The sequence below is a fragment of the Psychrobacter sp. NG25 genome, from assembly GCF_015234355.1.
GTDB lineage: Bacteria > Pseudomonadota > Gammaproteobacteria > Pseudomonadales > Moraxellaceae > Psychrobacter.
Window position 1 is genome coordinate 574,663 of record NZ_JADGMV010000002.1, and the last position, 23,072, is coordinate 597,734.

Annotated in this window: 18 protein-coding genes; 8 read left to right on the forward strand and 10 right to left on the reverse strand. The window is 39.2% G+C overall.

What is annotated here, in order from left to right:
* Window positions 1-161: 161 nt before the first annotated feature.
* Window positions 162-1,055, reverse strand: a complete 894-nt coding sequence (locus IPZ60_RS05080) for a LysR family transcriptional regulator (RefSeq protein WP_194196759.1) — start codon at window positions 1,053-1,055, stop codon at window positions 162-164.
* A gap of 168 nt (window positions 1,056-1,223) precedes the next feature.
* Between IPZ60_RS05080 and IPZ60_RS05085 the strand changes: the two genes are divergently transcribed.
* From IPZ60_RS05085 to IPZ60_RS05095, 3 genes are all read left to right on the forward strand, one after another.
* Window positions 1,224-2,201 (forward strand): zinc-dependent alcohol dehydrogenase family protein, encoded by a 978-nt coding sequence (locus IPZ60_RS05085; RefSeq protein WP_194196760.1) that lies wholly within the window; start codon window positions 1,224-1,226, stop codon window positions 2,199-2,201.
* A 217-nt stretch (window positions 2,202-2,418) separates the two neighbouring features.
* The gene (locus IPZ60_RS05090; protein ID WP_194196761.1) at window positions 2,419-3,405 is read left to right on the forward strand and encodes a hypothetical protein; all 987 of its coding nucleotides are present in this window, start codon (window positions 2,419-2,421) and stop codon (window positions 3,403-3,405) included.
* Between the two features lie 30 nt (window positions 3,406-3,435).
* A complete protein-coding gene (locus tag IPZ60_RS05095; RefSeq protein WP_194196762.1) occupies window positions 3,436-3,972 on the forward strand; it encodes a hypothetical protein in 537 nt (178 codons plus the stop codon).
* A 652-nt stretch (window positions 3,973-4,624) separates the two neighbouring features.
* On the opposite strand, the gene IPZ60_RS05100 is transcribed toward IPZ60_RS05095, so the two are convergent.
* The 3 genes from IPZ60_RS05100 to IPZ60_RS05110 all read right to left on the reverse strand — a co-directional run bounded on the left by IPZ60_RS05100 (window position 4,625) and on the right by IPZ60_RS05110 (window position 8,799).
* Window positions 4,625-5,578 carry an EamA family transporter gene (locus IPZ60_RS05100; RefSeq protein ID WP_320108714.1) on the reverse strand — a complete coding sequence of 318 codons (954 nt, stop codon included), beginning with the start codon at window positions 5,576-5,578 and terminating at the stop codon, window positions 4,625-4,627.
* Between the two features lie 223 nt (window positions 5,579-5,801).
* The gene (locus IPZ60_RS05105; protein WP_194196763.1) at window positions 5,802-7,265 is read right to left on the reverse strand and encodes a sodium:solute symporter; all 1,464 of its coding nucleotides are present in this window, start codon (window positions 7,263-7,265) and stop codon (window positions 5,802-5,804) included.
* Window positions 7,266-7,542: 277 nt separating this feature from the next.
* The gene (locus tag IPZ60_RS05110) at window positions 7,543-8,799 is read right to left on the reverse strand and encodes a M24 family metallopeptidase (protein WP_194196837.1); all 1,257 of its coding nucleotides are present in this window, start codon (window positions 8,797-8,799) and stop codon (window positions 7,543-7,545) included.
* Between the two features lie 227 nt (window positions 8,800-9,026).
* Between IPZ60_RS05110 and IPZ60_RS05115 the strand changes: the two genes are divergently transcribed.
* Window positions 9,027-10,007 (forward strand): GlxA family transcriptional regulator, encoded by a 981-nt coding sequence (locus IPZ60_RS05115; protein ID WP_194196764.1) that lies wholly within the window; start codon window positions 9,027-9,029, stop codon window positions 10,005-10,007.
* Between the two features lie 237 nt (window positions 10,008-10,244).
* Here the strand turns inward: IPZ60_RS05115 and IPZ60_RS05120 are convergent, their stop codons facing one another.
* The 5 genes from IPZ60_RS05120 to IPZ60_RS05140 all read right to left on the reverse strand — a co-directional run bounded on the left by IPZ60_RS05120 (window position 10,245) and on the right by IPZ60_RS05140 (window position 16,022).
* Window positions 10,245-11,018 (reverse strand): phosphonatase-like hydrolase, encoded by a 774-nt coding sequence (locus IPZ60_RS05120; protein WP_194196765.1) that lies wholly within the window; start codon window positions 11,016-11,018, stop codon window positions 10,245-10,247.
* Window positions 11,018-12,160, reverse strand: a complete 1,143-nt coding sequence (locus IPZ60_RS05125) for a TIGR03364 family FAD-dependent oxidoreductase (RefSeq protein ID WP_194196766.1) — start codon at window positions 12,158-12,160, stop codon at window positions 11,018-11,020. Before IPZ60_RS05125 ends, IPZ60_RS05120 begins: the two co-directional genes overlap by 1 nt.
* Before the next feature lie 102 nt (window positions 12,161-12,262).
* Complete coding sequence (locus IPZ60_RS05130; RefSeq protein WP_194196767.1) at window positions 12,263-13,249, reverse strand: ABC transporter substrate-binding protein; 987 nt, start codon at window positions 13,247-13,249, stop codon at window positions 12,263-12,265.
* Between the two features lie 77 nt (window positions 13,250-13,326).
* On the reverse strand, window positions 13,327-15,009 hold the full coding sequence (locus tag IPZ60_RS05135; protein ID WP_194196768.1) for an iron ABC transporter permease: 1,683 nt from the start codon (window positions 15,007-15,009) through the stop codon (window positions 13,327-13,329).
* Window positions 15,010-15,065: 56 nt separating this feature from the next.
* Window positions 15,066-16,022: an ABC transporter ATP-binding protein gene (locus IPZ60_RS05140; protein WP_265087437.1), complete on the reverse strand. Its 957-nt coding sequence runs from the start codon at window positions 16,020-16,022 to the stop codon at window positions 15,066-15,068.
* Window positions 16,023-16,196: 174 nt separating this feature from the next.
* On the opposite strand from IPZ60_RS05140, the gene IPZ60_RS05145 reads away from it, so the two are divergent.
* The gene (locus IPZ60_RS05145) at window positions 16,197-17,072 is read left to right on the forward strand and encodes a LysR family transcriptional regulator (RefSeq protein WP_194196769.1); all 876 of its coding nucleotides are present in this window, start codon (window positions 16,197-16,199) and stop codon (window positions 17,070-17,072) included.
* Between the two features lie 1,483 nt (window positions 17,073-18,555).
* Here IPZ60_RS05145 and IPZ60_RS05150 read toward each other — a convergent pair.
* Window positions 18,556-18,987 carry an Lrp/AsnC family transcriptional regulator gene (locus tag IPZ60_RS05150; protein WP_011514116.1) on the reverse strand — a complete coding sequence of 144 codons (432 nt, stop codon included), beginning with the start codon at window positions 18,985-18,987 and terminating at the stop codon, window positions 18,556-18,558.
* A gap of 168 nt (window positions 18,988-19,155) precedes the next feature.
* Between IPZ60_RS05150 and IPZ60_RS05155 the strand changes: the two genes are divergently transcribed.
* The 3 genes from IPZ60_RS05155 to IPZ60_RS05165 all read left to right on the forward strand — a co-directional run bounded on the left by IPZ60_RS05155 (window position 19,156) and on the right by IPZ60_RS05165 (window position 22,963).
* On the forward strand, window positions 19,156-20,256 hold the full coding sequence (locus IPZ60_RS05155; protein ID WP_194196770.1) for an ornithine cyclodeaminase: 1,101 nt from the start codon (window positions 19,156-19,158) through the stop codon (window positions 20,254-20,256).
* A gap of 244 nt (window positions 20,257-20,500) precedes the next feature.
* Window positions 20,501-21,460, forward strand: a complete 960-nt coding sequence (locus IPZ60_RS05160) for an arginase (RefSeq protein WP_149492222.1) — start codon at window positions 20,501-20,503, stop codon at window positions 21,458-21,460.
* A gap of 99 nt (window positions 21,461-21,559) precedes the next feature.
* Window positions 21,560-22,963, forward strand: a complete 1,404-nt coding sequence (locus IPZ60_RS05165; protein ID WP_227669225.1) for a YjiH family protein — start codon at window positions 21,560-21,562, stop codon at window positions 22,961-22,963.
* The last annotated feature ends 109 nt before the right edge of the window (window positions 22,964-23,072 follow it).

Here is a 23,072-nt window from a genome sequence, read left to right on the forward strand (position 1 = left end):
GCCTAGGCATGTATCCTACATGAAATAATACGCATATTGGGCGCTCTCCTATTTTTTCATAAACTATTCATACTCGGTCTTTAAAAATATCAATATTCGTTAAAATGCATTTAGCAGTCGTTGACTATAAAAATTTGTGCGATCAAGCTGTAGACCCAAACTCAAATCGCTATCATGTGCTCTACCAAAAAATCTAAAAAAACGCGTGTTTTTGGTGAGACCATATCTCGCTTTAAATAAATAGCGTAAGTAGCACTAAGTTCTTCATAGGGACTAAAAATATGATCTGGCATGACTTGAACCAATGACCCGTTCGCCAATTCACTTTTAACAGCCCACAGTGGTATTAGCGTCAGACCTGTATGATTTAATACCAGCTGCTTCTGACCATTCACTGAGTTCACTGAAACCTGACTATTAATCATCAACTTTTTACTATCTTCTGCTATCAAAAACCACTCTTTCCAACCGTTATAACCATATCGGATACATTGGTGATCAGCTAGTTCGTCAATGCTACAAGGCGTGCCATTATTTTTTAAATATTTGGGGCTTGCACACAGTAGAAAATCATTAAATACCAAGCGTCTTGCAATCATGGTCGAATCAGATAAGCGTCCACTTCGGATAGCGACGTCAATATTTTCTTCTATAAGATCTACAACCCGTTCTGTTAACTCAATTTTTATATCAATATCTGGATATAACGACATAAATTTCGGTATCAATGGTAATACCATACTTTCACCAAAACCGACTGTCATGCTTATTTTAAGCTTACCCTGTGGCGTTATTTGTAAGTCATTAACAGCTCTTTTGGCATTATCAAACTCTGACACAATTCGCTGAGAGTATTCGTAATATTTGTGCCCCGCTTCAGTCAAACTGGTGTTTCTGGTCGTTTTATTGAGCAGACGTACCCCCAACTCCTTTTCGAGCACCGCTAACTGCCGTGAAATAGAAGACGGCTGTACATCAAAGATGCGGCTGGCCTCTGAAATGCTACCGGTTTCGACAACACTATTGAAATATGCCAATCGATTTATTGAGCTCATTGCCACTCCTCTATTAAGTTGATAGGTATTCCATTTAACTGTAACCATGGCTTGCTCAAAAAGCAAAAGTAATTTGTTTACTGGGTAATGGCTTGCTGGATTAGCAACGTCTAAACTGATTGTCCTGAAACAAACAATAAGACATTCACACCAGTAAAGGGTAATAACATGAAAGCGATGATCATTAAAGAAATCGGTACAACTGCAGTTTTTCAATTGGCAGAAAAACCAAAACCAACGGCAACACTAGGTCACATGGTTGTGGAAGTGAAAGCCACTAGTGTGAATCCTATTGATACCATGCTGCGCTCAGTCGAGCTGCCTTGGTCGGAGAATTTGCCAGAGATACTACACGGTGATGTAGCTGGCATTGTGAGCGAGATAGGTGCCGACGTCACTGAATTTAGTGTTGGTGACGAAGTTTATGGTATGGCTGGTGGCCTTAACGGTATTGATGGTGCACTTGCTGAATTCATGTTGGTTGATGTGCGTTTGATGGCTAAAAAGCCTAAAACACTCAGTATGAAGCAAGCCGCAGCCCTGCCGTTAGTCGCACTCACTTCTTATGAGGCACTCGTACAAAAAATGAATGTCAAAGAAGGCGATAATGTCTTAATTCATGGTGCAACAGGAGGCGTTGGTCATATTGCCGTTCAGCTAGCAAAAGTACTTGGCGCGACAGTCACCGCTACCTACTCTCCTGCTAATAGTGCACTACCACAAACACTAGGCGCGGATCATCTAGTGGATTATACAACAGCGGAAGTTGATGACTATGTGGCGACGTATACTGACGGTGTGGGTTTTGACAAAGTTTTCGATACGGTGGCTGGTGATAATATTCAAAAATCTTTTCAAGCTGTTAGATTCAATGGCCATGTCGCCACTATTTTACCCATTGCAGATCCATTGCAAGTTGCTCTCAAAGCCTTATCCTTTCATGGTGTTTTGGTGCTCATTCCATTATTTCATGGCATCAACCATGAATCGCACGGTCGTATCCTGACAATGATTGCAGAGCTGGTTGATAGTGGCAAAATCACGCCTATCATAGATGATAGTAACTACTCTATTTGGGAAGTAGCACGCGCGCATGACCATCTTGAATCAGGTAAAGCAGTGGGTAAGATCACGCTTACTGTATAGTGGTAGTGGTAGTGGTAAGGTTACTGAATACACACGGTCACAGGCTTTGAACTCCACTATCCTAGTGCCCTGACTTAGACCCCATTGAGAAAAATGAGTAAAAACCAATATTCCACGCCAAGAATGGATAATGGTTTTTTAAATTGCTAAATGATGTGGGCTGTAATGAATTTATTATGAATGGCCCATATAACGATCTTCTGAAAGAATAAAAATTATGATGAGAAAAACGTTACTGCCCAGCATGCTGTTATTAAGTCTGACTGCGTGCCAGAACACTAATACACAGGGCCTTGAGACAACAACGGTTTTACATAACGACCTACCGACGACAACCTCAACCGATAAGTATACTAACAATATAACGGGCGATTACGTCACAGATGGCTATACAAAGCGTAACGAGGGTTATGACTGGTTTGCGATCAGCGTACGTGATGCTGGTCAAGATGCTATTAGTGTGTCTATTCGTTCTCGCATAGACAAAAAGAAACCTACTTGTACATTAGACACCGTACTTCATAAAGCTCATGATGGACGATATCAGTTTTGGGTAGATAATAACCCCGTCTATTTGCGCTTTGATGACAATAGCTTATCCATTGAAGGTGAAACATCCCATCTACAAAAAACAGCTTTTTATTGTAGCGGCGGTGCAACACTTGGTGGCGTATATCAAAAATTAAGCGATACGCTGGATACCCGACAATTGGATAACTCGCAATACGCTACATCACTCAACTATGGTGATTTTTCTACTCAAGTGACCAGTACCTCTGACGGCAATGGTGATTATATCTTGCAGATTCAGCCCATGGGTGAAGACATTATCGAGCGACCAATTAGCGATCCTGTTGTTAGTGCTGATGTGGGCGATATGAATGGCGATGGATATCATGAAATTCTGGTGTTCACTCAAAGTGTGGGTAGCGGTTCATATGGTGACGTGATTGCTTATTCGAGCAATAAAGGGCTGTCATGGAGTGAAATCTCTTATCCAGAGCTGACTGATAAACTCAAACAAGGTTATATGGGTCATGATGCGTTTGCATTGGTTGAGAATGTATTGGTTAGACGTTTCCCACTCTATTTAGAAAACGATAGCAATGCCAATCCACAAGGTAAAACACGCCAAATTCAGTATCATATGATAGATGGTGAGGCTTCTCGTCAGTTTGTGGTTGACACGGTTAATGAGTTTTAAACACCTCTTAAAGGTTTACTGGGTCATAGAATGGAACAAGTGCTATATAAAAACTTTGAAATACAGTTAATTTTAGCATTAACTGTATTCACGACTGCCTGTACAAATATGAACTTTATTCAAACTACCGCTATTGATACTGTACTTGAAGAGACGGATCTGGTAAAAGCTAAACCAATAGCTATCGAAAAATCGAATATAAATTTCGACAGTCATCCAATTGCAAAACGTTATAGAACTGTGATTAGTGGGGAATATGCGAAACAGGACGTGAATTTTGCAAACCATTACGTAGTAATAACATGGGGCTGTGGTTCAGTCTGTGTCAGTGGTGCAATGGTCGATAGCCGAAATGGTATGGTCTATCCTTTACCAGAAGATAAAGAATGGAGTGGTAATGGCACATATGTTACATTTGAACAGGAAAGCAATATTCTAACGTCAGGATGGGTAATTCCGACCCCAACAGGCGATACTGAAGAAACGCAAAAATACTGGAGATGGGAAGAGCAATCTAAAATATTTGCACATATTTCTGCATTTCCAACCTATCTTGAAAGTAAATAAGAGAGAAGAGCTGTGAAAAAAATTACCAAAGTACAAATGGCAACGATAATCGCCATAGTCTTTTGTATTATATGGGAAATTTATATCGGTATATGGTCTAAAACACAAGTTGGAGCAATAATAAGAGTCGATGTGTTCATTATTTATCCAGTTTTAATAGCTTTAATTATTATTTCAATCAAACAATATATAAAAAATAAGCGAAGCAATCATAGATAAAGAAGCTTAAGAACAGTGCTCGATGACATATTAATCTTTTCTTTTTGATGCCTATTGTTTCAAATAAGATATGTCGCATGCTTACCCTTCATATTGCTAACTGTGTTTCTTCTTCCGGCGCTTTAAAACATTACTTCAAACAAAATCAGTTTGATAGGACAAACGAAGTGTTAGTGGTGTTTTGATGACTATCTCAATAGCTTAATCAGACCACCCTAAACCGACTTTTTCCGCTAAAAAAATTTATCATAACGTGTATTTATGGGAATACGTTCTGTGCGTTATACAGGCATCGAACTCTAAGCTGTATACTCAACATTTAGAGTGCTTTTAATAACTGTCTATTAACTCGTAGCGCAACTTACTATTTTTGAGAGCTCAGCAACTGATTTGAGAGAGTTACATTATAAATAATAATGTTTATAAAACTAAATTACGATAATTTTTGTCTTCTAAACCATCTTGGCAGATGTACATTGGTCGAATTTGTTAGCCCATTTAATAAAGCAACGAGTAAAATCAAAACAATACCCATATATTGAATACCTGCTAACACTTGATGCAGGAGCAACACTGCCAAAAATATTGCGGTCAAAGGTTCAAAGATAGTAAATACTGACGCGCGTGTGGCCGGTAATTTTTCTAATGCTTTCATATATAATGCAAAAGGTGCAATCGTACCCACCAAAGATAAGCCCAGTACATATATCCAGCTAACAACGGGAAGCTGTATCAGCTTATAATAAGTTGTATACGTGGTAGGAATGAACAATAATACAATGCCACTGAACAAAATTGACGTAAAAAAGACAAGCGGTGCAGAGTGTTTATGATGCATGGCGCGTTTACCAAGCACACCATATAACGAGTAACAAACGCCAGAGATCAGCCCAACGGCAATACCCAATTTCCCTTCAGTACTACCACCCATCGTAGTCATACCAACGCCAATCACTGCTACAACTGCCAGCAATGCAGCTTTATAAGTAATTCGCTCATCTAACAATAGGTGCGAAAATATCAAGCTAAAGACTGGCGCCGTATAGAGCAACGCAACGGCCGTACCTGCACCCACATGAAGCACTGCAAATAAGTAGCAAACCGTCATACCTAGTACGCCAATTAGGGATTGTAGACCAAGCCCAAACCATTGACCGAGTGTTAGCCTGTTTAGTGGTTTCCAGATCTTAGGCAACATCGCTATAGCAATAATAGCTGCCGTTACGATACGCAATATCGTAATCTGCCAACTACTAAAACCTAATTGACTAAGATAAGTCGAAAATATACCAAGTGTACCCCAACATATGGCCGCCATGACAATTTGTATGGTGCCAATCCATGGCTTGACGTCAACCGCTATAGGTCTGGTGCTCAATGCTTCCACGACTAATCACCTCTATTATTGAACATAAAATGTTCGTAATATAATTAAGTAAATATAAAACTGGTACAAAATAACTGAGTGTGAATCAGCATTAGCTTATCTATACAACTCGTACTTGCCAGCCTTACTGAATACGTTAACCGCCGAATTTATGACTATCAGTCAGTAAACTCAGCGGTTAACTTAGGCTCTGTTAAGTATTTATAAATATAAGTATCTATATCTAAGCGCTGACAGCTTCTTCTGATATGGCTTTGACTCTATTAGGAACCAATACACTAACGACCACGTAAGTGATGGCTGATGCAGCTGATCCGATAAGAGGTCCCTCTACCCAGCCGACAATACCTGATGTTAAGAGATAGCTACTACAAACAGCACCGACGATAATAGAGGCAATAGCAGCCATCGTTGAGCCTTTATAAAAGATAGTCACTAAAAGCACGCCAGATAAAGCTGCCATTAAAGTACCGCTAGAGAATATTCCTAGATAGCTAAGCATCGCTTCAGGTAGGAAGAAAGTAGAAATGAAGGCGATAGCAGCCACAATAGCGACCCACAATCTATTCAGTTTCAATAGCTCAGCCTCAGTGCGAGGTTTATTGTCAAATATAGCCAAACGCAAATCATGTGAGGCAGCAGTTGATAAGGTATGCAAGATAGAGTTTGCCGTAGACTTCATAGCGAAGAGAATAAACAAAGTGATCACACTACCCACCACACTTGGAATAGCATTGGCTAAATACCAAGGCATTGCTTCATCGGGATTGATCAGGCCTGGGTTTTTGATACGAACATATAAGCCAACGATAGGCACCAAACTCAAAATACACCCTAGAATGGCCGTATAAAAGCCTGTTTTGGCAATGCTAATATTAGATTTCATCGCCAAAAAACGTACTGACATATAGGGCAATGCAGTACTAAAGATAAGCGCATAGACAAATACTAGAAAAACAGAAGCTTTGGCATTACCATATGGGTTAGAATTCTCTGGATTGACAAGGTTTGGATCTATCGCATTCAGCTGCGTCATCATATCTGCTAACGGAATGTCAGTGAACACCTGAACCACTATATAAATGGCAGCAGTGGCCATCCCAATTACCATAAAAGTATCAGTCCAAGCAACGGCGAGCAATCCGCCTGCCATGGTATAAATAGTAATAATCACCAATAAAAGCGCAGAAGCCAGAAGAGGTGAAATACCGAGCCAGCTACTACCCAACATACCAAGCGCTCTAATCTGAGCCGTTAAAAATACGGTTAAAAATATAATCATGCCCAAAGACGTGACAATACGCAAAGTGCGAGCAGATATTGAATTTCGATCATTACAGTGCAAATTGACGATAAATTCAGGAATGGTACTACTACCCATCTTCATGGCTCTATTACGCAAATAGACCGCAAAAAATAATACGGCGACGACCATGGCTGGTGCAAAAAAGAAATTACCTAAAAGCTCAATCGTCCCATATTGGTATGCGGCACCAGGTGAACCCATAAAGCCCCAACCACTAAACCCAGTCGCCACGACAGTACCTGCCATAACAAAAGGCCCTAATGAGCGACCGGCTACTAAAAAACCACTTTCCTCATCTGCTGACATGACTTTTGACGCTTTACTAGCCAATACAATGAGAAGTGCAATTGCTGCTAACAATATCATCCAATTAATAAACATGTCGATTCCTCGTATCGTTTACTACATTACTTGTTATGACGCTCTACGAAGAAATAACTCACTGCCAGTAATAGCGTCAGTACATTAATGGTCAAAAACCAAAATAACGTCCAGCTGTTAAGAAACAGGTCCATAATGTTATTTCCTTAATAAGTAAAATGTGAAAATAATTGCATCGTGTGAGGCGCATCATCATCTATATTGGCGGGCTGAAAATAAGAAATTTATTCATGGTAGGCCCACTCAATATAGATAGTATTTATTGATGCCCCCTCCATTAACGACCGATAATATTATGCTCAGGGCCATACTTAAAGCCTGTGATATTATCAGCGCCCGTCTCATTGATGACTAAGATGTCATGCTCTCGATAACCGCCAGCACCTGGCATGCCCTCTGGAATCATAATCATCGGCTCCATAGAGATGACCATACCTGGCTCAAGCACTGTTTCAATATCTTCACGTAGCTCCAGTCCTGCCTCGCGTCCATAATAGTGGCTGAGCACACCAAAAGAATGGCCATAACCAAAGCTGCGTTTTTCTAATAAGTCGTATTTTGCATAAATTTTATTCAGCTCATGTGCGATATCGCAGCAACGCACGCCAGGTTTGATAAGCTCAAGACCTGCTTCATGTACTTCACAATTTATCTGCCAGTATCGTAGTGAATCTGCATCACATTTATCCAAGAACAATGTTCGTTCAAGCGCGGTATAGTAGCCTGCTATCATAGAAAAACAGTTAAGACTCAATATATCACCCGATTGGACACGACGATTGGTCACTGGATTGTGGGCACCATCCGTATTAATACCTGACTGAAACCATGTCCATGTATCCATGAGTTCCACTTGACCAAACTGCTCACCAATAGCCTTCACCATCGCTTGTGTAGATGCCAAGGCAACTTCGTATTCGGGCACGCCATCATAAACAGCCTGTACCAATGCAGCTCCACCAATATCACAGACCTGAGCACCCTTTGTTATTAGCGCTATCTCTTCAGAGGACTTAACCATTCTCATGGTCATACATGCTAGGCTAATATCAATAAACTCTACATTGGGTAAGGTAGCTTTGAGCTTAGCAAAACGATCCATTGGTAAATGATCAAACTCAATACCTACACGTCCGTGATGAGGAATTTGTTGAGCAATGGCTTTGAAATAGTTATCACGCTGCCAATCAGTGTAAACAATATTATTGTCACCCACAGTACGACGCCAAGGCTGTCCACCATCGATATTGGCGGATATTGACACGACTTCTTTTGAAGTAACGACTAGTCCATAAGGTCGCCCAAAAGAGCAATATATGAAGTCAGAGTAGTAATTGATGTTATGTATCGAGGTGAAAAATACCGCTGCAATATTATGGTTGTCTAAATACTCACGAAGTTTCTCATGACGATTTGCATATTCTTGATGACTAAAAGTCGGTTGCACTTTCTGGCCGTTTTTAATTTCGATTAGACTTGGGAGATGCAGATTATCTAATGAGCCATCTAAAGAGGCTAGGTTTAATGAGTTCATCGATTTTCGAGAAAAATCTGTAGAAGATAACGTGCTAGTGAGGTCTTTTAGTGCTGACATGGAATGTCTCCAAAGTAGGTAATAATTAACTGAGAACACGTTCGATAATAGAGGTAAAATTAATAAGGTATTTTTTCATAAGCGACATTTTATGTTTATAATCGGACATATGGACAAACAACTTAACATTAACCAGAATTTGAGGTGTGTTCTGAAGGCGACAAAAGATGACTCAGATAACAAAAAAGATGACAGACAAGCCTAGGCGTATTGGGTTTCTACTAATCAATGGCTTTACCATGCTCGCGTTCAGCAATATCATTGAGCCACTTCGAATGGCAAATTATGTGAGCGAGCAACTCTTATACTCGTGGGTGGTGGCAGGGTTCGATGACAATAAAACCAGTAGTAGTAACGGTATTAAGTTAAGTCATACTGCACCACTCGACTACTTATTAACCTGCGACTTGGTATTTGTATGCGGAGGACACCAAACAGATTACTTGGAGTCTAGTAAGCTCATTACCTTAATTCAGCGATTGGCAGTACGGGATATTGCACTTGGCGGTTTGTGTACAGGGGCGCTAGCATTGGCGGCTGCCGGCTTACTTGAACAGCAAGCAGCCTCACTGCATTGGGAAAACATCAGCGTAGCCCAAGAAAGCTATCCAGGTGTTATTTTTAATGACCAAATATTTACAATAGCACCGCAGCTATACTCTTGTTCAGGTGGAGCTTGCGCATTGGATATGACTTTACATATCATCAATAAGCATCATGGTCATCACATCGTTTCCAAGATACAAGATATGTTTATTATCACCTCTATACGTGAGCCTACTTACGTACAGCATATGCCCAAGCCAAAAATACTGAGCAGTAGCTATACCAATGTGATAGATGCTATTGCATTGATGAAAACCAATCTTGAAGAGCCTTTAAGCGTTAAGGATATTGCCCGTCATCTTGGATTATCAAGTAGACAATTACAGCGCATATTTAACAAAAATTTTAGTTGTTCACCGCAACAGTATTACGTGCGATTGCGCCTTGAACACGCCAAATATATTCTTAAACATACTACGCTACCTATTAGCCAAATCGTACTAGCAAGCGGCTTTATCGATAACAGTGCATTCTCTAGCACCTTCAAAAAAAACTATGGCATGACACCAAGCCATTACAGGCAAGAGAATCAGCTGATATAGCTTATTTTGTCTTGACGCAGTAACTAGGATGGCTTAACGGTATTCTTTGACTACCCTAAAAATATCAGAAAATTACTTTATGATTATGCTTGATGACCGTATTAGTAAGCCTTTAATCTAAACGGCAATTACACAGAAACTGCGATGTTTTCTCTAAATTAAAAAAGCCATAAAAGTCATTACTTTTATGGCTCTACTATTCTGTTGTATATTTTGAAGCTTAGACCTAGCTTTAAGCTAAATGAACTCCTTTAATTCAGTCAGCTTGTCTAAAACTGCATCGGGTGAATATTTCGCTAGCTGCTGCTCATTTTGTGCGCCAGATAACACACCTAAAACCAGCCCGCATCCTGCATTATTACCTTCCTCAATATCGATACCACTATCCCCTGCTTTTAACACCTGCTGTGAGTTATCAATATTAAACTGCTTCATCGCAAGAGTAATCATATCAGGGCCTGGACGACCATTGTCTACATCATCGGCTGTTACTAGTGCATCTACTTGATCTCCCACAGACCACCCTAAGACAGTCAAAATTTTATTAGCAGTCTTAGCATCATATCCTGTATTTAATACCACTTTACGACCGCTCGCCTTTAACTGCTTGAACAACTCTGACATGCCTTCAAACTCAGATAAGGTGTCCTTGCTATAAGCAGTTGCAAGACTGTCTCTAAAGGCTGCAAATGCCGTATCCGTTAACGATTCAATACAAGCATCAGATAAATCTAACCTGTTTAAAATATCGCGGATGGCGTTGCGTTTTTCTTTCCCTGCACCATATTCTAAACATAACTCAAGACTCACTTGCTTATCTGATTTGCCAGCGCTATTCAGTGCTTCATTGATGGCATTACGTACGGTTTTATAGACTAGGTTACCTTCATCTACTGTTGTGCCAGCCATATCAAATACACAGAGCTTAATATCAAAAAATTTATTTTTAATATTATTTATACTATCGCTATGTGAGCTGCTGCTTGTTACATTATTCTTTACTGTATTCATTACTTTGATTCCAATACCAATTCAATTAATTCTTCGCCAAATGCGAAACCTGTTGATGCCCCTGTACCACTGGTGACTGCACCGACCACCACGCCTTTTTCAGGTGATGTCTTAAATACCACGTCATCTGCACTTGGATATACACCCAACCAGTGCTGAGTAATATCTATCTCACCAATATCCATCACCTGCTTAAATTCATTAATGATTAGATCATCAATTCGAGTGTCTCTAAACGGTAGTTCTCTATCACTATAGTCATGACTATCGCCAATGATTAGTGAGCCATCTTCAGACTGAACCACAATTAGGTGGACACCTGCTTGACGCTCTACACTTTGAATATCATCAAGTAAGGTTTTTAGTACCGTAGCTTCAGGTAACTGAGCAAATCCATCATAACGGGCAAAGCTTAAATCTGACATGACAGCGGCATTTAATCTAAATGCTTTTTTGGGCATGACTCGCATCATATTTAGTGTGCACATCTTAGCTTTGGTCTTAGCGAACACGTCTGGATATAAGCCAGTAAAGTCCGCTCCGGGGCAGACCACACAGTGCTCAGCGTTAAGGACACCACGACTGGTATGCACTTTTGGTAATTCCACTGAAGTCACCGTGGTATGATTATAAAAGTCCACACTCTGGGTCTCTTGTAACCAATGGGCCAGCTTAGCGACTGCAGTATTGGACTCTACTCTAAGCTCATGCGGACTATATAACACCCCTTCTCCTTTGTTCAGATAAGGCACGGCTTCATTAATTTCAGACTGTGTCAGTAGTCGGCACCCCTCACCCATTTCCGTATCTAAAAAAGCGTGTGCAACATCTACCGCTTCAGGTCGCTGCATTAACATATGCAGACCGTTATGCTCTACCTGAATACCTGCTTTTGGCGCAATCTCGGTCCAAACATTACGCGAGTGCATGGCACGTTGCCAATGCTCACCTTGACGCTGACCACTAACGGTCACAAATCCAAAATTACGAACAGAAGCATCTTTGTTCTGAGATTGGCGTTCTACAACTGCAACACTTAGCCCCTTTTTAACGGCAGCGTAGGCGCTTGCCAGCCCAACGATGCCGCCACCTACGACAACGACATCGTATGTTTTATCAGAAAGTATTTTGCTCATTGTCATATCTGCTCTTCCCATACATCTTTATTAATTAGCCCTCTACTTGCTTAACCTATGAACTAATATAGCTAAGCATGAATGGGCATTATTTTGATTGAACTAAAATTACTCACCATGGAAAAAAGCACGGTGCTTATCTAACAGCTCGGCAGTTAATAGCTCTGGATAGGTCTTAGAATTATCAATCTGATTCTCAGCAGCTACTGTCTCACCGTCATACACAGTATTTGGATAAATCTCTAATAAACCTGGGCGAGCTTTAGTGACAATTAATTCAGCCATTTTCATTGCTTTAGGATTGGTTTTCTCTCCTTTATCAATAACAGCAACCGATTCAGTCAATGTGTAATTACCTTCACTGGGATCCACAAAATCAATTGGTAAACCTTTTGCTTTATTAGCGACTGCCTGATGACGTAGTCCGAAACCGATAGGCACCTCACCTGCCATTACCTTTTTAAGAGGACCAGAGCCAGATAGCTCTAAATTAGGTCCTGCATTTTCACGAATAGCATTCATGATTTGTTGACCTTCAGCATCGGTTCCATATTCAGCAGCAATATCCTGTACAAACAACCAACCGGTTGATGAACCATTTGGATCAACCATAGAAATTTGGTTTTTATAAATAGGATTTGCTAAGTCTTTGGCACTGGTAGGTATGGGGAGATTATTGGCTTCCATCTCTTTGGTATTGAGTAAGATGGCACCCGTAAAGCTGAGTATCGGTGCATAGTAATTAGGCGTCGCAATCTGTGGGTTTGCCGTAAATGCTAACGCTTTAAACATTGGGTTCTTTGCTTGAGCACTTTCGATATAAAACGAGCTCATTGTCACCATATCAGCTTCAATATTTTTTCCTTCTGCTAATAGTCGTCCACCAAGTTCACCTGTTCCGAATGATTGAAATATGTATTGACCTTCAAAGCCTGCCTCATCAAGCACCTCTTGAATAACCTCGACTGCCTCTTCATCAGCATTACTATAAATAATCACCTCCTCGCCAGCCGTATCTCCCGAGCTTTGCGACCCACAACCTGCTACTAAAACTCCGCAAGTCAATCCCGTTATTATCGTTTTAAATAAATTCATTGTTTTCCCTGATTATTTGAGTGATTAAAGGTTAAATTAGTTTTCGTAACATCAACGCCTAGACTGTGTTGAAATATCTAAGCGACCGTCGTTACTGTGGGTTTTTTCACTTTTATTTTTGTTGTGCCATTGATGCTTCTGGTATAAAGGTATCGAACTACTGCGAAGAATATTAATGCCGTGATATTTGTGAGTAGCACCATCAGCGACAAGATAAAAATCTCATCAAAGCGGGCGAAGTGCTGTAATTCAACAATTTTTGTAGTAAGCACCATCGTCTTCGCACCTGAAATGAATATCACTGCACTGATGCTGACCATCGCACTGATAAAGAAGTACGAGGCCACTTCGATAAGTGTAAATATTGAGTTGGGTACAACAATTCGGCGTAAAGACTGTAGCCATGAGTCTCCAAGTAAAGAAGCTGTGGTCTCCCAGCCTAAATTCATTTTTGATAGTGCGTTTTTACTCATGAGATAAGGTGTCGAGAAGTAATGAATGATATTACTAATCACAATAATGAAGATGGTGTTCGATATCGATGAGCCTGAAAAAACCATCAGGTAAGCAATACCAATAACCATACCCGGCACTGTATTGGTTACTAAGGCTGAGCTTTCTATCGTCAGCTTTCCTATCTTGAATAATCCTGAGCGCTCGTATATCAACGCGGCAACATAGGTAATAATAGTTCCAAAAATAGCTGTTAGTGTGGCGACCATAAGTGAGTTCTTATACACTCGCATTAGGTTCGAGGACTCAATCACCTTAGTAAATGTGTCTGTACTAAACGCCATCTCGTAAGGCCATGTCTTAATCCATGGAATGATGAAGATCACAGCAAATACGAATAACAGTGAAATCAAAATGCCACTGGACAACACACCCAGAATCCTGTCTTTGACTTTAGAGGTGGGCAAGTCAAAATGCTCTACTGAGTCATACCTGACATTAAATCGAGCCACATACCAAAGCAGTAGAATGCTCAAGACAGAGGGGATTAGCATAAACAGGGCAACCACAGATCCCTTTTCAAACGAGGGAGATGCACCCAGTATTTGGGTATAAAGCTCAGTGGCTATAACCTTATACTGACCACCAATAGAGGCTGGAATACCAAAGTCAGTAAAGGCTAAAAAGAAGCATTGAATGATAGCGGCTGCAAACGTACCAATTAAAGGACGAATGACCGTCATATCTATCTGGCGTAAGCGTGAATCGCCCATCAGTTCTGATACGATTACGAACTTCTTATCCAAATATTGAAAAGTATTGTTAAGTAGTAAAAAGGCTATTGGCAAGGTATAGATGGTGTAGCCAAGCCACATACCATAGAAACCATATATGTCTTCAAACAACTGAAAGCCAATCATCTTAGTGAGTAGACCTTGCTTACCAAAGGTGTAAATAATGGCAAATCCATAAGTTACTGTTGGCAATAGCATAGGGAACAGTGATGCAAGCTTAATGGTTTGTTTAAAACCCTTTGGCAAGTTAGTCCAGTGCACCGTATAAGCAAGGATAAATGCCAAAAAGGTGGCACTCATCGCACTAACAATGACGACAAAAAAACTATTTAACATCACTTGTCTGAAGTCATTACTGCTGATGATATCGATGTAATGGTTTAGACCTAATCCATCAGCCACATTAAATGACAGCATCAACATTTTGCCTAAAGGCACAAACATAAAGACGATGAATAGCGCACCAATGAAAAGCCATGAAGCTTTCATTAGCAGTGAGTTATTAAGTTTCATAATGACCTACGCGCAAAATAAGTAAGTTTTGAGAGACCAGCGTTGGCCTAGTGCGATTAACTTGTGGAAGTGTCTTTAATGGATTTAGCAGCTGTGCGCTGGATTATGGCGTTGATATCTTCAGTAACTGAGCTACCAGTTGGTGTAGGTCTCATTTGAGTGTATTTTTCTAAAGGGTCAGCTGGCGCATCGTCCGCTTCAAATAGGCTCAAGATATTACGACGTTTGATATTTAGCTGATTTAAGATAAAGCTCTTAACAAAATCATTGGCAGGGTTTTTAATGATTTCTGATGGTTTAGCATATTGAGCTACTTTGCCGTCTGATAACAACAAAATGCGATCAGAGAGTGTCATCGCTTCTTCAGGATCATGTGTCACAATCAAAGTGGTTAGCTTATAACGCTCTGCAATCTCGCGAATACGTGCCTTAATCGTCTCTTTAATAACTCCATCTAAAGCAGATAAAGGCTCATCTAACAATAAAATTTTCGGCTTCATCACTAGAGTACGCGCTAATGCAACACGCTGCTTTTGTCCCCCAGAGAGCTGGCTGATTCGCTTGTTCAAATGAGCCTTAATCTCCAAAAGGTCAACCAGCTCATCAACCTCCGCTTGTGTGCTGACGTTAGGCCTATTGCGCAGCCCATATTCAATATTCTGCTTTACATTCAAGTTAGGAAACAAAGCATAGTCTTGGAATACAATATTGAAACCTCTGTGCTTCATAGGCACACGTGTGATGTCTTCATTATCATAAGCAAGCCGACCAGAACTAATATCGGTTAGACCTAAAATGATATGCAGCAACGTAGTTTTCCCACAGCCAGATGGGCCTAATATTGAAACAATCTCACCCTTATTTACCTTTAGGGAGATATCCTCAAAAATAACTTTGCCATCATACTTCTTAGTCACATTTCTTAGTTCTAACATAATTTTAAGCCCAAACTTATATTCTGGTATTGGCAGTGAGTGATAGCTCAAGCAAATATACTTAGGTAAATTGCTCAACGCTTTAATCGTTTACATGTGACTAATATAAGAGATGAGTATGACAATTTGGTGTCATATATAAGGTTAGCTTATATATTTAATCATTCAGTCTTATTCATCGTGTATAACTTCTCGTACTTCCCAGAGATATGCCTGACAATCTCTGAAACCGATACGAAAAACGGCGGTCATATGACGAAAAAGCCATATACTTATAATCAGCTAAACATCTTAAACTCTGTGCTTGAGGAAGGTAATTACACGCAGGCAGCTAAACGTTTAGGCGTGTCTCAATCGGCCATTAGCCAAGCACTATCTACGCTTGAAAACAATCTTGGGTTTAAGCTATTTATGCAACGTGGCAGGCACCTTGTGCCAACAGATTACTGCTTAGAGCTTGGGTCGTTGACGAGTAAAATACGAGCAGTTGAAGATGATCTAGAGCAGCTGATTCAAAGAAGTAAAATCTTTGAATCGGCTATATTAAAGGTAGCTCTATGCAGCCCATTGCCGGGAACTGAAATTATCAGGCAGTTTAGTAAGCGCTATCCCAAGCTACAAACTGAGATCTATTTTGGTAATTTTTATGAAACGTTCAGTAGAGTAGTTAACGGTCAAGTAGATGTTGGCATTCTTGCAAATGTGCCAAAGGATGACAGGTTGCAGTTTAAGAAATGTGCTACCCAGCGACTCGTTGCCTTATGCTCACCGAACCATCCTTTTGCATCAAGAGAGTCTATAAGCTTAACTGAGCTGGTGTCGGAAACCGTCATATTCCGCACGCACGGCTCTACCACTCAAAAACTTATAAATGAGGCACTGGTAAAAATTAATTTAGAGATAACCCCTACCTATATCGTTAACACTCAAGAAAGTGTTTACGATGCGGTACAGCAAAACTTAGGTGTCGGATTTGCATGGAGCGAAAGCGCAATAAGAAAAGGTGGTTTTGTGAAGGTGCCTATTGCGGAGTTGCCTTCAGACTATGATGAGGTGGTTTTTTCACTCAAAAATGTAAACAACTTAGTAGTGACTGCTTTGATGAACTCTTTAGATGCTTCTGGTTAGACCGTGTCAAAAGAGTATCCTAATGCTTTCGTTGTATACGCATTATATGTTATTGATAACTCTAATTATCAGTTAGTGACCCTTGCTGTCAAATCCGTAGACATTAAATTGAGAGATTCTAATCAATAAATGGTCTGGTCAGATCGATGGGACTGTCTGTGGCTGGCAAGTACAAAAGATGAAAACTAAATGGGGTATCTGCGATATCGAGGAATAGCGAATATTACTTAATCTTGAATTGGCTAAAAATCCCTTCTTTGTTTAGAGTATATTATCGTGCATGAGTTATTACACTTTAAAGAACGATAGCACAACGATAGGTTTAAAGCTTTATTAGATACACATATCTGACTGGAGATCAAGATGTGACTTACTTGATCGGTTGCCTGTAGGTCAAAATGGCTGGCAACAGCGAGTGTAGTATCTTATTGTCTGATCAGATATATAGATTCGCTACTTTTAAGCTAGATAAGTGATGTCCGTATATGAATGAAAATGTTTATGGCTCTTTAGTAATATTCAAAATTCGTACTTTCTTTCACTAAGTTTAACGCTATAGAAAAATCACTTCATAGGCTGGCTTGAGATTTGTCAGATGCCAACCACCTCATTAGTGCGGTTATAAGAATATCAATATCATAAATTCATATACGATATGACTGATTTTTATAGAAGTAAAAAAGGTTGCCAAAACTATATTGTGCATAGTGTTAGCAACTTTTCTTTAATTGGTATTTTGCTTAGATGATGTGCTTAATATTGGGGTTTGAAAATAGAGCTACTGCTATTCGTGAATTGAATATTCAAACCTTTCCTGCGGAAGTTGATAAGTCGATCTGACCCCTGCCAAAATCCGTAAAAATACTTGAGGGACTTTAATTCGCAAGTCCAACTACATGTGGACTTTTTTCATACATTGAACGGAAGATATATCCTTTATTGCTAATCACTTAAAAGTTTTATTTGTAGACCCTTACTTTTCAAAAACTTCTGACACTATTCATTTTGATACTATTTTGATACTCTGAATTTATTGATAGATATATCTACTTGTTGACAGATATGTTTATATTACAACCTAAACCCTTATATCAACTGACTTACAACCGGAAATTACAACTATTTATCGCTATATATTGTGTATTGTTGTTGTAAAAACAAGGACTCATAATCCTTTGGTCGTAGGTTCAAGTCCTACTGGGCCCACCAAATTCAAACCCTTACAGTCATTGACTTGTAAGGGTTTTTTATTGTCTGCAATTTAGTGAAATACAATATATAATCAGTTCAATATAAAATTGATATAACTTATGTCAGAAAAATTTTTATCTTAGCGCTGTCCTAAATAACTAATTCAGTTCCCTTTGAACTCACTGTTTTAACTGATGTAATTGACGTTTTTGCATGCCATTATGTTTACACATATGTCGCTTGGCTTGGCTTCTTCGACTGTGCTGAACATATTTATCTGGATACGGTTACCTTACAAACTCGAAAGCAGAACACTTGTTTCACTATTTAGAATGCCGTCAATCTCTCTGACTTGACGTAGTACTTCATCAAATTCTCTCAAGCTTGTAGTGTGTATCTCTGCAACCAAATCCCATGCCCCATTGGTCGTATGTAACTTAATCAGCTGCGGGATACCTCGTAATTTCCTAATCACTTGTGACGTAGATTTTCCTGTCACTTCAATCATCATCATCGCTTTAACCGTTTCTTTATCTAATGCTTCATGCACTCGAATGGTAAATCCTAAAATAGCGCCGTTATGAATCAGTCTGTCTAACCTATTTTGGACAGTGGCACGAGAAACTTTGAGTTTTTTAGCAAGGTTTGAGATGGTTGCTCGACCATCTTGTCGAAGTTCAGATATCAGTTCGCTATCTAAAGAGTCATAAGTGTAATACGCCATAAAAATGCTTCCTTCGTTGAATTTTGACATTATGCCAAGTAGCACTTAACAATATGTCAAAAATACGTCCATATTTAATAACTTATTGACATTTTAACTGACAATTATAATTGGTAGCATATTAATTGTCGGTTCAACAAACAATATTCATGAAAAGGAACAGCATTAATGTCTAAATTTATCGTATCACCCAAGGAAGGCGTGCCATTCGTTAGTGTACAAGCGATGGCTAAAATGATTCATGATTATGGCGTTGAGCAATGCATTACAGATCTAGTAGATGCTTTAGAAAAAGATTATCTTCGTTGGGATCAATTTGAAAAATCTTCTCGCTTTGCTTCGCATTCAAAAGATGGTGTCATCGAGTTGATGCCAGTCAGCGATGGAGAGATGTTTGCTTGTAAATATGTCAATGGTCACCCAATCAATACCACACGAAACTTGCAGACCGTAGCGGCGATGGGTATCTTGTCTGACGTCGAGACTGGGTATCCTATTTTGCTAACAGAGATGTGTATTCTGACGGCATTACGTACGGCTGCCACATCAGCTATGTTGGCTAAACATTGTGCGCCAAAAGGCGTTAAAAAATTGGCGCTAATAGGAAACGGCGCTCAGTCTGAATTTCAAGCATTAGGCATGAAAGCCATCATGGGTATCTCAGAAGTTCGTTTGTATGATGTTGATCCAGCGGCCTCGCAGAAAACGGCTGACAATCTTGTAGACTCAGGTTTAGAAGTTATTGTTTGTAGCACGTTAGAGGAAGCTGTTTTAGGTGCAGAGATCATTACTACCTGTACGGCTGACAAAACCAATGCCACTATTTTACGCGACGATATAATCACAAAAGGTGTTTATATCAATGCGATAGGCGGTGATTGTCCTGGTAAAACAGAGCTGGATAGCAATATATTGATGCGAGCAGATCATGTGATTGTGGAGTTTGAGCCTCAGACACGCGTTGAGGGTGAGATTCAAAATCTATCAAGCGACTTCCCTGTTACTGAATTTCATCGCATCCTCAAAGGTGAAGTGCAAGCTCGAACGTCAGCAGATGATTTAATCGTGTTTGATGGTGTTGGTTTTGCCTCAGAAGACTTTACGGCGTTGGTCTTTTTACGCGACTTGATCAGAGAGCAGGGCGGGTATGAGGTTTTAGATCTGATACCTCAGCAAGCTGACCCTAAAAACTTATATTCGGTAGTGAAAGGCCATAGCAAAAATCATAGCCTAGTGACGAATGAAGCTGAATCTGTGGCTATGTCGTAAGTGATTAATGCAACAGTAATTAATACTGCAAAACGATAAGTGCTTCTAAAAGTACTTATCGTTTTGTATAAAGTTTAAAACAAAAATTAATTTTTAAACTTTTTCTATATTTAGTATGGCTCTTGAACACTTGTGGATATGTTTATTTTTTAAATCTATCTGCTAATTTTCAAGAACTTTAATATATAAAAATGAATTTAATTTAAATGATGTAAAAATTATTTTATTTAATAGAGACAAAATCATGACTGATATGATGAAAAATATAAGAATAGTAGAAGTTTATTCAGATATTGCAGGATATAAAAAAGGCGCCTCTCTAGGCATTGATGCATTAAAAGCATCATCGAAAGAGCTCAATGCAGATTATTTTGAAAAATTGCAATTCGACAGTATTGAAGATGATAGCAACAGTGAGGGGGAGTCACAGTTTGCGCATGCAAAGTATGCTGATGTGATTGAACCGATTATCTCTAAGTTAGCACACAAAATAAAAGATATAAGAAATGAGAATAAATTTCCTATTGTTTTAGCTGGAGATCATTCTAGTTGTGCAGGAACGATGCATGGCCTAAAAATGGCGCATCCTGATGCTGAAATTGGTGTGGTCTATATAGACGCACACGCTGATTTTCATTCACCATATACCAGTGGATCAGGAAACATGCATGGCATGCCTTTGGCGATGGCTTGTGCGATCGACAATCTAGAATGCCAGCGCAATGAGCTTTCTGAAAAAGAAAAAGAGTATTGGGAAAAATTGAAATTTATGGCATCAAGCGAACCATCTATCAAGCCAGAAAATGTGGTCTTTTGTGCCGTTAGAGACTATCAAGAAGAAGAGATGGATTTAATTAGAAGACATAAAATCCCTTTATATAGCGTTGCTGAGATAACTCAAAAAGGCATCAGTTCCACAGTAGAGGAAATCTTCAAAAAATTAGAATATTGTGATCATATTTATGTCTCGTTTGATGTTGATAGCGTTGACCCTTTGTATGTACCAGGAACCGGTACGCCTGCAATGAATGGCCTATCATACGAACAAGCCATGCAACTTAACATAGAGCTAATCAAAAATAAGAAAGTATGCTGTTGGGAAATGGCAGAAATCAATCCTTTGTATAACAATTCAAAAGATGACTCTACCAGAATATTTAAAATTTTAGAAAAAGTTACGCAGTCTCTTTTAAAGAATTACTAATATTAAATATTTAAAATAATTTAAAGCATCTAGCCTAAATATATTTATTGCAAATATTTATTTAGGCTAGTTAAAAAATGGACTGCGAGTAACAATAATATGGACATTATTAAATCTAGTTCTTCAAGTCAAGATGTTAGCAATATCAGTACCAGACAGTTCTTAAAATTCTTTATACCCTCTATAATAGGTCTGTTGCTCTTCGTATTTCCAATCCCCTATGTAGATGGTAAGTTTGTATCATATGCAGAAGGATTTACCATTCCTATCTCTGTGTTAAAGGATTATATACAGGGTTATATGGGTGATGTTTTACCACTGCTTGTTGTAATCTCCATTATGATTACACTGTGCTGTACGCTATATACTAAGGTCATGAAGCCTTCATTGATTCTAAACAATGCCTTTTTAAATAACTTGTTGAACGTCACAACACCTTGGCTCATCATTAGAATGCTTGGTGCGTTCTTTGTTGTCGCTACTTATTTTAAATTTGGGTTTGAGGCAATATATTCAGATAATATCGGTGGATTAATATTATATGAATTAATGCCAATACTTTTTATCGTATTTTTCTTGGCTGGGTTGTTGCTACCACTACTGCTTGATTTTGGCTTATTAGAATTTTTCGGAGTTCTACTAAGTAAAGTGATGAGACCTCTATTCGGTTTGCCCGGTAGGTCCTCTGTAGATTGTCTAACGTCATGGTTGGGTGATGGAACTATCGGCGTATTATTAACTGATAAACAATTGGAAGGCGGGTTTTATACCAAAAAAGAAGCGGCAGTTATTGCTACCAGTTTTTCAGCAGTCTCGATTACGTTCTGCTTGGTTGTCATCTCTCAGGTTAAGCTAGAAACCTACTTTCTCAATATGATTGGGGTGGTTGCTTTATGCGGGATTGTTTGTGCTTTGATCGTACCAAGGCTGTTACCTTTATCTAGAATTGAAGATACGTATGTAGTAGAAAATGGTGATAGAGATCATGAAACCATCCCTGAAGGAAAAACATTATTTACGCACAGCTTACATAAAGCCGTTCACAAAGCAGAAAAGAGTCCAAGCTTTTCTACTTTCTTAAAGGATGGGTTAAAAAATATTTTGGATATGTGGATCGGAATATTACCCGTCGTTATGGCAATCGGGACGATGGGCTTAATCGTTGCAGAAGAAACCCCTGTATTTGATTATTTAGGTATGCCGTTTATTCCATTCTTAGAGTTATTGAACATACCTTTTGCGGTAGAGATGTCAAAAACGATTATGGTAGGTTTTGCCGATATGTTTTTGCCTGCGATTATCGGCTCTTCAATAGAATCAGAGTTGACCCGATTTGTCATCGCTTGCTTGTCAGTATCTCAATTGATCTATATGTCGGAAGTAGGCGGATTGATTTTAGGAACGAAGATTCCAGTTAGCTTTTTTCAGTTATTAGTGATTTTTCTATTGAGAACCATTATCTCATTACCGATTATTGCATTATGTGCGCACATGATTTTTTAATAATATTAAATTGCAATTTTTGCATCGCAAGAGGATTTTCTGAAAGTCGGCTGCACCAATTCTGAACAAAAAATCAGCAGCAAAAAACCACCTATAAAGGTGGTTTTTT

Excerpts from the sequence above, each read along its gene's own strand:
- IPZ60_RS05155 (WP_194196770.1), top strand. The coding sequence starts at position 19,156 with ATGTCTAAATTTATCGTATCACCCAAGGAAGGCGTGCCATTCGTTAGT.
- IPZ60_RS05105 (WP_194196763.1), bottom strand. The coding sequence starts at position 7,265 with ATGTTTATTAATTGGATGATATTGTTAGCAGCAATTGCACTTCTCATT.
- IPZ60_RS05125 (WP_194196766.1), bottom strand. The coding sequence starts at position 12,160 with ATGACAATGAGCAAAATACTTTCTGATAAAACATACGATGTCGTTGTC.
- IPZ60_RS05095 (WP_194196762.1), top strand. The coding sequence starts at position 3,436 with ATGGAACAAGTGCTATATAAAAACTTTGAAATACAGTTAATTTTAGCA.
- IPZ60_RS05145 (WP_194196769.1), top strand. The coding sequence starts at position 16,197 with ATGACGAAAAAGCCATATACTTATAATCAGCTAAACATCTTAAACTCT.
- IPZ60_RS05085 (WP_194196760.1), top strand. The coding sequence starts at position 1,224 with ATGAAAGCGATGATCATTAAAGAAATCGGTACAACTGCAGTTTTTCAA.
- IPZ60_RS05090 (WP_194196761.1), top strand. The coding sequence starts at position 2,419 with ATGATGAGAAAAACGTTACTGCCCAGCATGCTGTTATTAAGTCTGACT.
- IPZ60_RS05150 (WP_011514116.1), bottom strand. The coding sequence starts at position 18,987 with ATGGCGTATTACACTTATGACTCTTTAGATAGCGAACTGATATCTGAA.
- IPZ60_RS05110 (WP_194196837.1), bottom strand. The coding sequence starts at position 8,799 with ATGAACTCATTAAACCTAGCCTCTTTAGATGGCTCATTAGATAATCTG.
- IPZ60_RS05165 (WP_227669225.1), top strand. The coding sequence starts at position 21,560 with ATGGACATTATTAAATCTAGTTCTTCAAGTCAAGATGTTAGCAATATC.
- IPZ60_RS05115 (WP_194196764.1), top strand. The coding sequence starts at position 9,027 with ATGACTCAGATAACAAAAAAGATGACAGACAAGCCTAGGCGTATTGGG.
- IPZ60_RS05120 (WP_194196765.1), bottom strand. The coding sequence starts at position 11,018 with ATGAATACAGTAAAGAATAATGTAACAAGCAGCAGCTCACATAGCGAT.
- IPZ60_RS05080 (WP_194196759.1), bottom strand. The coding sequence starts at position 1,055 with ATGAGCTCAATAAATCGATTGGCATATTTCAATAGTGTTGTCGAAACC.
- IPZ60_RS05135 (WP_194196768.1), bottom strand. The coding sequence starts at position 15,009 with ATGAAACTTAATAACTCACTGCTAATGAAAGCTTCATGGCTTTTCATT.
- IPZ60_RS05160 (WP_149492222.1), top strand. The coding sequence starts at position 20,501 with ATGACTGATATGATGAAAAATATAAGAATAGTAGAAGTTTATTCAGAT.
- IPZ60_RS05130 (WP_194196767.1), bottom strand. The coding sequence starts at position 13,249 with ATGAATTTATTTAAAACGATAATAACGGGATTGACTTGCGGAGTTTTA.